Raw genomic sequence first — 12,387 nt, 5'->3', positions numbered from 1 at the left:
GATCTCCGGCCCCGGGGCGCGTGCGGTCCGGCCTGCGGCTGCCGGGGGTGCGGGGGCGCGGGGCGCTGCGGGGGCAGAGGGGCGAAGCGGCGGCCGTGACCGGGGGCGGAGCGTCCCGGGGCGGTGTCGACGCCGCCGGAGGGGCGGGTCCTGCCGTGGCCGGGCGGGTTCCGGCCGGACTCGCCGAGCGCGGCCCGCGCCTGGGTGATCCGGATGGACTCCATCGTCATGTCCTGGCGCATCTCGGCGCGGCTCCAGGCCCGTTCCGACAGCTCCCACATGGTGGTGAGGTGGACGCGGTTGGTGCCCGTGACCTCGGCGAGCGCGTGGATCGCTCCCCTGGGTGCGAGCAGCCGGCCGTTCAGATACCGCTCCCAGGACGTCTTGCTGTAGCCCGTGCGGTCGGCCAGCGTGGCGAGGCCGAGGCCGCTCCGGTCCACGAGCCGGCGCAGCTGGCCGGTGAACTCCCGGATCTGCGGGTCGAGATCCGGCGGCAGTGCCTTCCAACGAGGCATGACTCTCCCCTACGTACGCTCCTGCTTCCGCGCCTGTCCGGACCCGGTGGTCCTGCCGTCCCCGGACCGCGCCGGTCAGTCTGCCACCGTTGCCCGACGATGTTGCCTGACGATCACACGATGGCGGAATGGTCACTTCCGTGCCACAGGCCCCGGCCATCCCTTGAACGGGTCGGCCGGGCCGACAAGGCTGGAAGCAGGACGGGGCAAGGCCGCTCAAGTCGCCGCGTTCGGAGCTTTTCGCTCCGGGTTGCCCCGGCCCCGGTGTCCGTCCCTTCTCGGGGGAGGGGACGGCCACCGGTCCACGGCCCGGGTGCGTCAGCGCACGGTGAAGTGGACCGCGTCCTCCAGGAACGGGATGTCCAGCCACGGCTTCGGCTGGGCCATCAGCGAGAGCAGCACGATGAGGACGCCCAGCAGCCCGTACGTCACCAGGTCGGTGAAGCGGGAGCGCACCGCGAGCATGCCGACCGAGCGGACGACCAGGCGCAGGACCGCGCCCACCAGGAGCGCCACGCCGATCAGTATCGTCCCGATCCGGAATGCCCCGTCGAAGGGGTTGGCCGCCACGATCAGCAGTCCGGCCCCGGCCGTGCAGAGCACGGCGAGCAGTGGCCACTGACGGGCCGGTGCGGGAGCGTCCCCGGCGGCCGCCCGGCCGCCGCCCTCGGGCCGTGCGGTGTCCCGCGTCAGCGAGAACCGACGCGAGCGGCGCACTTCGGTGGCCCCGCCCTCGCCGGTCGCTGCCTCTTCGGTCCCGCCCTCGCCGGTCGCGGCGTCGGCCGCCTCCGGCTCGGGCGCGGTCCCTGCGGTGGCCGGCCCGGACTCCGACGCGGCCCGGTCGGCCGGACTCGTACCAGCACCCATGGGGTTCCTTCCGGGCCGGATCAGCCGGCGGAGAGGGCGTCGGCGTCGCGCTCGGCGGCCTCGACCACGTTGACGAGCAGCTGGGCGCGGGTCATCGGTCCGACCCCGCCCGGGTTCGGCGAGATCCAGGCGGCGACCTCGGCCACGCCCGGGTGGACGTCGCCGACGATCTTGCCGTTCTCGTCGCGGCTGACACCGACGTCGAGGACGGCGGCGCCCGGCTTCACGTCCTCGGGCTTGATGATGTGCGGCACGCCCGCGGCGGCCACGATGATGTCGGCCTGCTTCAGGTGGGCGGCCAGATCACGCGTACCGGTGTGGCACTGGGTCACCGTGGCGTTCTCCGACTTGCGGGTCAGCAGCAGCGGGATGGACCGCCCGATGGTGACGCCCCGTCCGACGACCACGACGTGCGCCCCGTTGATCTCGACGCCGTGGTGGCGCAGCAGCTGGACGACACCCTGCGGGGTGCAGGGGAGCGGGCCCGCCTCGTTGAGCACGAGCCGGCCCAGGCTCATCGGGTGGAGGCCGTCGGCGTCCTTGGCCGGATCCATCAGCTCCAGGACGCGGTTGGTGTCGATCCCCTCGGGCAGGGGGAGCTGCACGATGTAACCCGTGCACGCGGGGTCGGCGTTGAGCTCGCGGACGACGTCCTCGATCTCCTCCTGCGTGGCGGTGGCGGGCAGTTCGCGCTGGATGGAGCCGATACCGACCTGGGCGCAGTCCTTGTGCTTGCCGTTCACGTACCACCTGCTGCCCGGGTCGTCCCCGACCAGCAGGGTTCCCAGGCCGGGGGTGATGCCCCGGGCCTTGAGGGCCGCCACGCGGACGGTGAGATCGGACTTGATCGCTGCTGCGGTGGCCTTGCCATCGAGAATCTGGGCAGTCATGTGCCCATACTCGCGGATGACCCCGCCCTCGGACCAATTAGGTACGGGCGGTGGACACAAGGTTGCACTTGGACAACTTCTTCCACCGCGACTGGACAAACTTACTTTCTGCTTATCACGATGAGGGGCGCTGTGCCGCAGCAGTAACCGGGGGGCTGGACCGCTGACGTTTTCTTTCCTCCGCGCGGCCGCACCCGTCCCCGTACGTCCGTTGGAGGAACGCCCCAGATGAGCTTCGGCGACCCGAACCCGAACAACCCCTACGGGCAGCAGCCCGGACAGCCGCCGCAGGGCCAGCCCGGCTACGGCTACCCCCAGCAGGCGCCCCAGGGCGTGCCGCAGCAGGGCTACGGCTACCCGTCGGCCCCGCCCGTGCCCGGCGGCGACTACGGCCAGCAGGGCGCCCGCCCGCCGCTCGCCGGCTGGGGCAGCCGCTTCGCCGCGCTCCTGGTCGACGGCCTCGTCATCGGCATCCCCTACATGGTCCTGCTCTTCATCGGCGGCGCCGTGGGCGGCACCGCGGGCGGCGTGATAGCCCTCCTGGGCATCCTCGCCGGCATCGGCCTCGGCCTCTTCAAGCTGTACAAGGAGGGCACGACCGGCCAGTTCGTCGGCAAGAAGGCCCTCGGCATCAGCCTGCTGCGCGAGCAGGACGGCCGGACGCTCGGCTTCGGCATGTCGTTCGTCCGCTACATCGCCCACTTCCTGGACAGCCTCGCCTGCTACATCGGCTGGCTGTGGCCGCTGTGGGACGACAAGAACCAGACGTTCGCGGACAAGGTCTGCTCCACCGTGGTCGTCAAGGTCGGCTGACCGCACCCCGGACGGACCCGAGGGCCGTGACCGCACGCTCGTCGCGTGGGGTCACGGCCCTCGGTCGTACCGTGCGGGACCGGCCGGCTCAGTGGAAGAAGTGCCGGGTGCCGGTGAAGTACATCGTCACGCCCGCCTTCTTCGCGGCCTCGACCACCAGCTCGTCGCGGACCGAACCGCCGGGCTGGGCCACGGCCTTGACGCCGGCCGCGGTCAGGATCTCCAGCCCGTCGGGGAACGGGAAGAACGCGTCGGACGCGGCGTACGAACCGGCCGCCCGCTCCTCGCCGGCGCGCTCGACGGCGAGCTTCGCGGAGTCGACGCGGTTGACCTGGCCCATGCCGACGCCGACCGAGGCGCCGCCCTTGGCGAGCAGGATCGCGTTGGACTTGACCGCGCGGCACGCCTTCCAGGCGAAGGCCAGTTCCTTCAGCTCGTCGGCGGACAGCGCCTCGCCCGTGGCGAGCGTCCAGTTGGCCGGGTCGTCGCCCTCGGCCTGGAGGCGGTCGGTGACCTGGAGCAGCGCACCGCCGTCGATCGGCTTGACCTCGACCTCGCCGGACGGGGCGCCGGGGGCGCGCAGCACGCGGATGTTCTTCTTGCGGGACAGGACCTCGACCGCGCCGTCCTCGTACGCCGGGGCGACGATGACCTCGGTGAAGATCTCCGCGACCTGCTCGGCCATCTCGACGGTCACCGGACGGTTGACGGCGATCACGCCTCCGAACGCGGACAGCGGGTCGCAGGCGTGCGCGTTGCGGTGCGCGGTCGCGACGTCGTCGGCGATGGCGATGCCGCACGGGTTGGCGTGCTTGATGATCGCGACGCACGGCTCGGCGTGGTCGTACGCGGCCCGGCGCGCGGCGTCGGTGTCCGTGTAGTTGTTGTAGGACATCTCCTTGCCGTGCAGCTGTTCGGCCTCGGCCAGGCCGCCCGCGCCGGAGGTGTAGAGCGCGGCGGGCTGGTGCGGGTTCTCGCCGTAGCGCAGGACGTTCTCGCGGGCGTACGTCGTACCGAAGAAGTCGGGGAAGCCCGAGTCGTCGGCGGCGGCGTAGTCGTCGGCGAACCAGGAGGCGACGGCCACGTCGTAGGCGGCGGTGTGCTGGAACGCCTCGGCGGCGAGCCGCTTGCGGGCGGTCAGGTCGAAGCCGCCCTCCTTGACCGCGGCGAGCACGTCGGCGTAGCGCTCCGGGCTGGTGACGACGGCCACGGACGGGTGGTTCTTGGCGGCGGCGCGGACCATCGAGGGGCCGCCGATGTCGATCTGCTCGACGCACTCGTCGGCGGTGGCGCCGGAGGCGACGGTCTCCTTGAACGGGTAGAGGTTGACGACCACCAGGTCGAACGGCTCGACACCCAGCTCGGCGAGCTGCGCGCGGTGCGCGTCCAGGCGCAGGTCGGCGAGGATGCCGGCGTGGACGCGCGGGTGCAGCGTCTTGACGCGGCCGTCGAGGCACTCGGGGAAGCCGGTCAGCTCCTCGACCTTGGTGACCGGGACGCCGGCGGCGGCGATCTTTCCGGCGGTGGAGCCGGTGGAGACCAGCTCGACACCCGCCTCGTGCAGACCGCGGGCGAGGTCTTCGAGCCCCGTCTTGTCGTAGACGCTGACCAGGGCGCGGCGGATGGGCTTATTCACCGACATGACCGAGATGAACCTTTCGTCCCTCAATGCGATAGCCGTCGCGGGCGAGCCGCCCCACGGCCTCGACGAGCAGCTTGCGCTCGACTTCCTTGATGCGTTCGTGAAGGGCCGCTTCGCCCTCCGGGGTGTCCTCTTCGGTCACCTCGACCACGCCCTGCGCGATGATCGGACCGGTGTCGACACCGTCGTCGACGAAGTGGACGGTGCACCCGGTGACCTTCACGCCGTGCGCGAGCGCGTCACGCACACCGTGGGCTCCGGGAAAGCTGGGGAGCAGGGCGGGGTGGGTGTTGACGAACCGGCCGCCGAAGCGGGCGAGGAACTCCTTGCCCACGATCTTCATGAAGCCGGCGGACACGACGAGGTCCGGCCGGTGCTCCGCGGTGGCCTCGGCGAGCGCGGCGTCCCACTCCTCGCGCGAGGCGTGGTCCTTGACGCGGCACACGAAGGTGGGGAGCCCGGCGCGCTCGGCCCGTTCCAGACCGGCGATGCCGTCGCGGTCGGCGCCGACCGCGACGATCCGGGCGCCGTACCCGTCGGGGTCGTCGCCGATCGCGTCGAGCAGGGCCTGAAGGTTCGTACCGGACCCGGAGACCAGGACGACCACACGGGCCGGGGCGGCGGAGGAGAGCGGGGAGGCCACAGCTGGGCCCTTTCTCGCGTGCGAGCGGTTCGAAGCGGCCGACCCGCCACCACGGCACTGGGGCGACGGTCATGCGATCTGTACGGGTCATGCGATTTGTACGGTCGTACGAAAGAAGCGCGCTCTTCGATACGGGGAACTCTACGAACGGGCCGACCGTCAGCAACGATACCGGCACCCCGCTGGGCCCTCGGCTGACGGGGTGAGGGAGCCCCGGTCGCCCGGTCCGCCGGTCCGGGCGGTCACGCCGCGCTCCCCGCTTCCGGCTCCTCCTCGCCGGAAGGTAGCGTCAAGGGACAGCGCACCGTCCACCGGGCGGACATGACGAGATGGGGAAGACGTTCACCACATGCCGGACCGACGCCGCCGCACCGCCTTCCACCGTCCGCTGCCCGAGCGGGCCACCCTGCTGATGCGGGAGCGCTCCTCCTCGTCCTCCTCCTCTTCGTCCGGTTCCTCCGGGAATCCGCAGGACGACAACCCCTTCGCGCCGCCGCCCGAGGGCCGGCCCGACCAGCCCTGGCAGCCCCGCCACCCGGTCGGCGGCTCCACGGACGGCAACGGCGGGGGCGACGGAAACGGCAACGGCGGCGACGCGCCCGACGGCCAGCCCTCCGACCACCGGCCCGCGTGGGGCAGCCAGTGGAGCAGCAAGCAGCCGGGCCGCCAGAACGGTGACTTCGGCGGCCGGCCCGCCGGACCGGGCGGGCCGAACGGGAAGGGCGGCCCCGAGGGCGCGCCCGCCGGCCCGCGCTGGGACCCGACCGACCCCATCCAGCGCCGCGCCCGCTACGCGCTGCTCGCCGGCATGTGGGCCTTCTTCTTCGCGATCTTCGACTTCCCGGAGATCGCCCTGCTGCTCGGCGCCCTCGCCACGTACTGGTCGATCAGCGCGCTGCGGGGGAGGCCGAAGGGCCAGGCGGCCGGGCCGGGTGCGCCCGCCTCCTCGCCCGCTCCCGGGACGGGCGGTGCGGCGGCGACCGGCGGTCCGGGACAGCAGGCCGGCGCCTGGGGCCCCGGCACCCCCGCCGGTCAGGGGCCCGCCGGTGCGCAGAACGCCCTGACCGCCCAGCGCACGGGCCGGCAGCAGACCACGGCCGCGGTCAGCGGTCTGGTGACGGGCGTGATCGCGCTGGCGATCGTCGCGACGACGTTCACCGTCCAGATGGTCTACCGCGACTACTACACCTGTGTGAACGACGCCCTGACCAAGTCGGGCCAGCTGGCCTGCAACGATCTGCTCCCGAAGCCACTGGAAACCCTCTTCGGCGTCAAGCAGTAGCGGCCGGGGAGGCGGGGCCGGTATCCGGGGGGCCGGAGTCGGTGCCCGGGGGGCCGGGCTCGGTGCCCGGGGGGCCGGGCTCGGTGCCCGGGGGGCCGGGCTCGGTGCCCGGGGGGCCGGGCTCGGTGCCCGGGGGGCCGGGCTCGGACGCCTGGGGCTCGGGCTCGGGCCCGGTGTCCAGGGTGCCGGGCTCGGCTTCCTCGGACTTCTCGGGCTCGGGCTCGGTGTCCGGGGCCGCGGTGGCGGGTGGGGGCTCCGGCGGGCCGGACGGGTGGGCGTCGGCCGTCCGGGCGTGCCAGGGGTCGGTCGGCAGGAAGTCGTACGCCTCGACATCCACGTCCGGGCCGCCACCGGAGGCCGGGGCGGGCGCCTCGTCGCTCCGGGGGTCCTGCTCCTCGGTGGCGCGGCTGCCGCTCCAGGGCCACCACCTGCGCCGGGCGCCCTTCTCCGCCGGCCCGGACGCCTTGTCGTCCGCTCCGGGCGCGTTCTCGGCCCCCTCGGCGACGGCCTTCTTCGCTTCGGCGGCGGCCTTCTTCGCCTCGCCGGATGCTTTCTTCGCCTCTCTCCGCGCCTTCTTCGCCTCTCCCCGCGCCTTCTTCGCCTCTCCGGGTGCCTTCTTCGCCGATCGGGTCTTCACTCCTTCGGCTCTGTCCGCCGCGTCCGCCGGCTGCTCGTCCTTCGTACGTCCGCGCAGCCGCCAGGCACGTAGCAGCAGGGCCGCCGGGACGCCGAGCACGACGGTCCAGGCCAGCGTCGCCGCCCCGGTGAGCCACCAGACCGGGCCGAAGTCCGCGAGGGCGTGCGTGCCGAGCGGTCCGCCCGCCGCTGCCGCCAGCAGGGCCGCGCCGATCCCGCAGCCGACGGCCGCCAGGGCGGTGGTGAGCGCGGTCTCCCACGGGCTCCACGCCTCCTCGCGTACGCCGTGGGCCGGCGCCGCCCGCCGTACGGTGAACCAGGCGACCGTCAGCGCCGCCGCGACCGGGACCGCGCCGGCCGCCCAGTTCGGGGGCGCCCCCGGGCCCTGCGCCGGCATCGCGGCCAGCAGGGGGAAGTCCGGTACGGCCGGGTGCCCCGTGAAGGCGAGCGGGGTGACCGTCGAAGCCGTACCGAGGGCGAAGCCCGGGCCGAGCCCGTACGCCGCACCCCACACCGCCGCGTTCGGCACCAGGCCCAGCGCCAGCAGGAGGACGGCGACCCGGCCGCCCCAGTCGTCGGCGAGCCGCAGAAAGGATTCCTGCACCGGCCCCCCGTGCCACACCAGCGCCGCCGCCACGACCAGCGCTCCCCCGCCGAGCAGCACCGCCGTCCCGGCCGCCGCCGACCGGCCCACCGCCTCGGCCCGCCGCACGAACCGGGTGCGCGCCATCGCCTCGTGCAGCCGCACCGGCGCCCAGGAGGGCGGGGGGCCGACCGGGTGCCCGCAAGCCGTCCACACCCCGGCGGCCGCCGCACCCGCCACCACCAGCACGGCGGGGAACAGCAGGGACAGCGGCCGGGCGGACAGCGAGGCGCCCCGCGCGTAGAGGGCGACCACGCCGCCGACCAGCAGGTATCCGGCCGTCACCAGCGCGAACGCACGACCGGGCGTCGGGGCGGCGCGCCCCTCCTCCGGCTCCAGCACGTCCCTGGCCGCCCGGTGCACCAGCCACACCGGCAGGGCGGCGAGCAGCAGCGGGACCACCCCCATCGGGGCCGGGGCGCCGGTCAGGGTCTCCGTCCTGACCAACTCGGCACCGTGCGCGAGGAGCCACAGGCCGGCGGCCGCGTGGAACGCCTCGCCGGGGCCGCTGTCGGGGGCCGGGGAGCTGATCCAGACGGCGGCGACGAGAACGGCGACGGAGCCCAGCCCGAGCCCCGCCGCGACGGCCCCGCGCAGCGCGGCCGCGACCAGTACGGCGGGCCCTGCCTGCTCGGCCGACAACGACGGGCTGCGTTCGGTCACTTGGGTCACGCCGTCATGCTGCCAACGACACGCGCTTATTCCGTGTAACGGGCGAACGGCCGTTGTGTCGCCCAATATACGTTTATGTACTTTTTCACCCGGTGCAGGCCGCGCAGGCGGCCCTCATGACGCAGAGCACGTCCGACACGGCCACCGCCTCGCCGCTCCCCTCCCCGAAGGAGCGGCGCAGACTGCGGGAGGCCAAGTCGCTGACTGAGGAGCAGGTCGCGGCGGCCGTGGGCGTCACCCGGGCCACGGTGCGGGCGTGGGAGACGGGCCGCACCAGCCCGCGCGGGCGCAAGCGCGAGGCGTACGCCCGGCTGATCGGGTCGAGCGTCGCTCCGGCCATCTCCCCCGCCAAACGGAAGAGGTCGAACGCCACGCCGAAGCCTCCCGCCGAACGGCCGAAACCGCGGCCGGCCCCCGTAGACGCCGACGCCACCGGAAGCGATGCCTTGGCCGCCGCCGAGCCCGGCAGCAGCCCCCCACCCGAACCGCCTGCGCAGCCGCCCGCGGTTGCGGTTGCGCCTGTCGTTGCGTCCGCGGCGGTGCCTGCCGTTGTGGCCGTGTCTGTGGCCGCGTCTATGCCTGCTGAGCCCGACAAGGGGGAGGAGGCCGACGAGACCAGCGAGACATCTGGAGCTGGTGAGACGGCTGGAGCTAGTGAGACGGCCGAGGCCAGTGAAACGGCTGAGGTCCGTGAGACGGCAGAGACCGGGCTTTCGCCCGCGGAGGCGTTCGACGCGTTGTACGGGCATGCCGCCGCGACCCTCTTCCACCAGACCTATCTGCTGACCGGACGGCGCGCCCTGTCCCGCGAGGCCGTGGCCAAGGCGTTCGAGCTGGCCTGGCAGCGCTGGCCGGAGGTGGCGGTGGACCGGGACCCGGTGGGCTGGGTACGGGCGGCCGCCTACGAGCACGCGATGTCACCGTGGCGCCGGCTGCGCGGCGAGCACCGGCGCCTCGATCCCCCGCCCGAGGCGCCGGGACAGCGCGCGCTGCTCGACGCGCTGCTGGCGCTGCCCCCTTCGTACCGGCGCACGCTGGTGCTGCACGACGGCGTGGGTCTGGGGCTGCCGGAGACCGCGGCGGAGACCGAGGCGAGCACGCGGGCGGCGGCCGGGCGGCTGGTGACCGCCCGGGCGGCGATCGCCGAGCGGCTGCCCGAGGTCGCGGCACCCGAGTCGCCGGCCGAGCAGTCCGCGCTGCTCCACGAGCACCTGGGCACCCTCGCCCGCAGCCGGCCCGCCTCGTTGCCGGTGCCGGAGCTGATCCGTACCGGCAGTGAGCGCAAGGCGCAGCTGTGGGCCCGGTCGGCCATCGCGTTCACCGCACTGATCATCGGCCTGACGCTGATCACCCTGGCGACGGCTCCCCGCAAGTACGAGACGCCGCCGGCGCCCGCGCAGCAGGTCGGCGGGGTGCCGCCGGTCGGGGGCCCGCAGAAGCTGACGCCGGCGGATGTGAAGCTGCGGAAGAAGCTCGGCGGCGAACTGGTCCACGGCCCGGCCCGCCTGGTCCCCGAGGCCGGCTGAGCGGCCGCGCCACAACGACGCGGGCCCGCCCCTCCGGCCGGAGGGGCGGGCCCGCGTCGTTCGTACGGTGACGCGCTGCCGCGCAAAGGCGCGGCCGCGTGCGTCAGGCGCCGAGGATCTCGCGCGCCAGCTTGGCGGTCTCGGTCGGCGTCTTGCCGACCTTGACGCCGGCGGCCTCAAGGGCCTCCTTCTTCGCCTGCGCGGTGCCGGAGGAGCCCGAGACGATGGCGCCGGCGTGGCCCATGGTCTTGCCCTCGGGGGCGGTGAAGCCCGCGACGTAACCGACGACCGGCTTGGTGACGTTCTTCGCGATGAAGTCCGCCGCACGCTCCTCGGCGTCGCCGCCGATCTCGCCGATCATGACGATCAGGTCGGTCTCGGGGTCGGCCTCGAACGCCTCCAGGGCGTCGATGTGCGTCGTACCGATGACCGGGTCGCCACCGATGCCGACGGCGGACGAGAAGCCGATGTCACGGAGCTCGTACATCATCTGGTAGGTCAGCGTGCCGGACTTGGACACGAGACCGATGCGGCCGGGCTTGGTGATGTCGCCCGGGATGATGCCGGCGTTGGACTGGCCGGGGGTGATCAGGCCGGGGCAGTTCGGGCCGATGATGCGGGTCTTGTTGCCCTTCGAGCCGGCGTACGCCCAGAAGGCGGCCGAGTCGTGGACGGCGATGCCCTCGGTGATCACGACGGCGAGCGGGATCTCGGCGTCGATCGCCTCGATGACGGCGGCCTTCGCGAAGGCCGGCGGCACGAAGAGGACGGACACGTTCGCGCCGGTCTTCTCCATCGCCTCGGCGACGGAGCCGAAGACCGGTACCTCGGTGCCGTCGAAGTCGACGGTCGTGCCGGCCTTGCGCGGGTTCACGCCGCCGACGATGTTGGTGCCGTCGCCGAGCATGAGCTTGGTGTGCTTCATGCCCGTGGCGCCGGTCATCCCCTGGACGATGACCTTGCTGTCCTTGGTGAGGAAGATAGCCATGGTGGTCTGAGTCCCTCTTCCTTACTTCGCAGCCGCGGCGAGCTCGGCGGCCTTGTCGGCCGCGCCGTCCATGGTGTCCACGCGCTGGACCAGCGGGTGGTTGGCGTCGGAGAGGATCTTGCGACCCAGCTCCGCGTTGTTGCCGTCGAGGCGCACGACCAGCGGCTTGGTGACGTCCTCGCCCTTGGACTTGAGCAGTTCGAGCGCCTGGACGATGCCGTTGGCGACCTCGTCGCAGGCGGTGATGCCGCCGAAGACGTTGACGAAGACGGACTTGACGTCCGAGTCGCCGAGGATGATCTCCAGGCCGTTCGCCATGACCTCGGCGGAGGCGCCGCCACCGATGTCGAGGAAGTTGGCGGGCTTCACGTTGCCGTGCTTCTCACCGGCGTACGCGACGACGTCCAGGGTCGACATGACCAGACCGGCACCGTTACCGATGATGCCGACCTCACCGTCGAGCTTGACGTAGTTGAGGTTCTTGGCCTTGGCCGCGGCCTCGAGCGGGTTGGCCGCCGCCTTGTCCTCAAGGGCCTCGTGCTCCGGCTGGCGGAAGTCGGCGTTCTCGTCGAGCGAGACCTTGCCGTCCAGCGCCAGGATGCGGCCGTCCTTGGTCTTCACCAGCGGGTTGACCTCGACGAGGAGGGCGTCCTCGGCGACGAAGGTGTCCCACAGGGTCACCAGGGCCTCGGCGACACCCTCGGCCACGTCGGCCGGGAACTTCGCCTGGGCCACGATCTCGCGGGCCTTGGCGATGTCGACGCCGTCGACGGCGTTGACCGGGACCTTCGCGAGGGCCTCGGGGGTCTTCTCCGCGACCTCCTCGATGTCCATGCCGCCCTGCACCGAGGCCATGGCCAGGAAGGTGCGGTTGGTGCGGTCGAGGAGGTACGAGACGTAGTACTCCGCCTCGATCTCCGGGGACAGCTCGGCGATCATCACCTTGTGGACCGTGTGGCCCTTGATGTCCATGCCGAGGATGTCGGTCGCCCGGGCGACCGCCTCGTCGGGGTTGGCGGCCAGCTTCACGCCACCGGCCTTACCGCGGCCGCCGACCTTCACCTGCGCCTTGACGACCGACTTGCCGCCCAGCCGCTCGGTCGCCTCGCGGGCTGCCTCAGGCGTGTCGATGACTTCACCGGCCAGCACCGGTACACCGTGCTTGGCGAAGAGGTCCCTCGCCTGGTACTCGAACAGGTCCACGCGCGTCCGTCCCTTATCAATGGTCTCGCGGTTGGTTTTCTGCGTGGGCGTGCCGCGAGGGGCAACG

Annotated in this window: 11 protein-coding genes; 3 read left to right on the top strand and 8 right to left on the bottom strand. The window is 72.9% G+C overall.

Going from position 1 to position 12,387, the window contains the following annotated elements; all coding sequences use genetic code 11:
- The 3 genes from E6R18_RS29980 to E6R18_RS29970 all read right to left on the bottom strand — a co-directional run.
- Positions 1-515, bottom strand: a 515-nt coding sequence (locus E6R18_RS29980; protein ID WP_136320021.1) for a helix-turn-helix transcriptional regulator, incomplete at its 3' end; no start/stop codon positions are given.
- Positions 516-833: 318 nt separating this feature from the next.
- A complete protein-coding gene (locus tag E6R18_RS29975; RefSeq protein ID WP_136320020.1) occupies positions 834-1,382 on the bottom strand; it encodes a DUF3017 domain-containing protein in 549 nt (182 codons plus the stop codon).
- Between the two features lie 20 nt (positions 1,383-1,402).
- Positions 1,403-2,272 carry a bifunctional methylenetetrahydrofolate dehydrogenase/methenyltetrahydrofolate cyclohydrolase gene (locus E6R18_RS29970; protein ID WP_136320019.1) on the bottom strand — a complete coding sequence of 290 codons (870 nt, stop codon included), beginning with the start codon at positions 2,270-2,272 and terminating at the stop codon, positions 1,403-1,405.
- Between the two features lie 228 nt (positions 2,273-2,500).
- Here E6R18_RS29970 and E6R18_RS29965 point away from each other — a divergent pair, with 228 nt between their 5' ends.
- On the top strand, positions 2,501-3,085 hold the full coding sequence (locus tag E6R18_RS29965; RefSeq protein ID WP_136320018.1) for an RDD family protein: 585 nt from the start codon (positions 2,501-2,503) through the stop codon (positions 3,083-3,085).
- Between the two features lie 88 nt (positions 3,086-3,173).
- Here E6R18_RS29965 and purH read toward each other — a convergent pair whose 3' ends face one another.
- Positions 3,174-4,727: a bifunctional phosphoribosylaminoimidazolecarboxamide formyltransferase/IMP cyclohydrolase gene (gene purH, locus E6R18_RS29960; protein WP_136320017.1), complete on the bottom strand. Its 1,554-nt coding sequence runs from the start codon at positions 4,725-4,727 to the stop codon at positions 3,174-3,176.
- Complete coding sequence (purN, locus tag E6R18_RS29955; RefSeq protein ID WP_136320016.1) at positions 4,714-5,370, bottom strand: phosphoribosylglycinamide formyltransferase; 657 nt, start codon at positions 5,368-5,370, stop codon at positions 4,714-4,716. The genes purH and purN overlap by 14 nt, the downstream gene beginning before the upstream one ends.
- 349 nt (positions 5,371-5,719) lie before the next feature.
- Here purN and E6R18_RS29950 point away from each other — a divergent pair, with 349 nt between their 5' ends.
- Positions 5,720-6,652 carry a hypothetical protein gene (locus E6R18_RS29950; protein ID WP_136320015.1) on the top strand — a complete coding sequence of 311 codons (933 nt, stop codon included), beginning with the start codon at positions 5,720-5,722 and terminating at the stop codon, positions 6,650-6,652.
- Here E6R18_RS29950 and E6R18_RS29945 read toward each other — a convergent pair.
- Complete coding sequence (locus E6R18_RS29945; protein WP_136320026.1) at positions 6,642-8,594, bottom strand: DUF6350 family protein; 1,953 nt, start codon at positions 8,592-8,594, stop codon at positions 6,642-6,644. The two genes, E6R18_RS29950 and E6R18_RS29945, sit on opposite strands and share 11 nt — an antisense overlap.
- Before the next feature lie 125 nt (positions 8,595-8,719).
- Here E6R18_RS29945 and E6R18_RS29940 point away from each other — a divergent pair, with 125 nt between their 5' ends.
- Positions 8,720-10,129: a helix-turn-helix domain-containing protein gene (locus tag E6R18_RS29940; RefSeq protein ID WP_136320014.1), complete on the top strand. Its 1,410-nt coding sequence runs from the start codon at positions 8,720-8,722 to the stop codon at positions 10,127-10,129.
- A gap of 103 nt (positions 10,130-10,232) precedes the next feature.
- On the opposite strand, the gene sucD is transcribed toward E6R18_RS29940, so the two are convergent.
- Both sucD and sucC read right to left on the bottom strand, forming a co-directional pair.
- Positions 10,233-11,117 carry a succinate--CoA ligase subunit alpha gene (gene sucD / locus E6R18_RS29935; protein ID WP_136320013.1) on the bottom strand — a complete coding sequence of 295 codons (885 nt, stop codon included), beginning with the start codon at positions 11,115-11,117 and terminating at the stop codon, positions 10,233-10,235.
- Between the two features lie 21 nt (positions 11,118-11,138).
- Positions 11,139-12,320 (bottom strand): ADP-forming succinate--CoA ligase subunit beta, encoded by a 1,182-nt coding sequence (gene sucC, locus E6R18_RS29930; RefSeq protein WP_136320012.1) that lies wholly within the window; start codon positions 12,318-12,320, stop codon positions 11,139-11,141.
- Between the last annotated feature and the right edge of the window lie 67 nt (positions 12,321-12,387).

This window comes from Streptomyces sp. A1277 (genome assembly GCF_004795015.1).
Classification (GTDB): Bacteria; Actinomycetota; Actinomycetes; order Streptomycetales; family Streptomycetaceae; genus Streptomyces.
This window is presented reverse-complemented; position numbering and strand designations above follow the sequence as displayed.

Excerpts from the sequence above, each read along its gene's own strand:
- E6R18_RS29975 (WP_136320020.1), bottom strand. The coding sequence starts at position 1,382 with ATGGGTGCTGGTACGAGTCCGGCCGACCGGGCCGCGTCGGAGTCCGGG.
- E6R18_RS29970 (WP_136320019.1), bottom strand. The coding sequence starts at position 2,272 with ATGACTGCCCAGATTCTCGATGGCAAGGCCACCGCAGCAGCGATCAAG.
- E6R18_RS29965 (WP_136320018.1), top strand. The coding sequence starts at position 2,501 with ATGAGCTTCGGCGACCCGAACCCGAACAACCCCTACGGGCAGCAGCCC.
- purH (WP_136320017.1), bottom strand. The coding sequence starts at position 4,727 with ATGTCGGTGAATAAGCCCATCCGCCGCGCCCTGGTCAGCGTCTACGAC.
- E6R18_RS29950 (WP_136320015.1), top strand. The coding sequence starts at position 5,720 with ATGCCGGACCGACGCCGCCGCACCGCCTTCCACCGTCCGCTGCCCGAG.
- E6R18_RS29940 (WP_136320014.1), top strand. The coding sequence starts at position 8,720 with ATGACGCAGAGCACGTCCGACACGGCCACCGCCTCGCCGCTCCCCTCC.
- sucD (WP_136320013.1), bottom strand. The coding sequence starts at position 11,117 with ATGGCTATCTTCCTCACCAAGGACAGCAAGGTCATCGTCCAGGGGATG.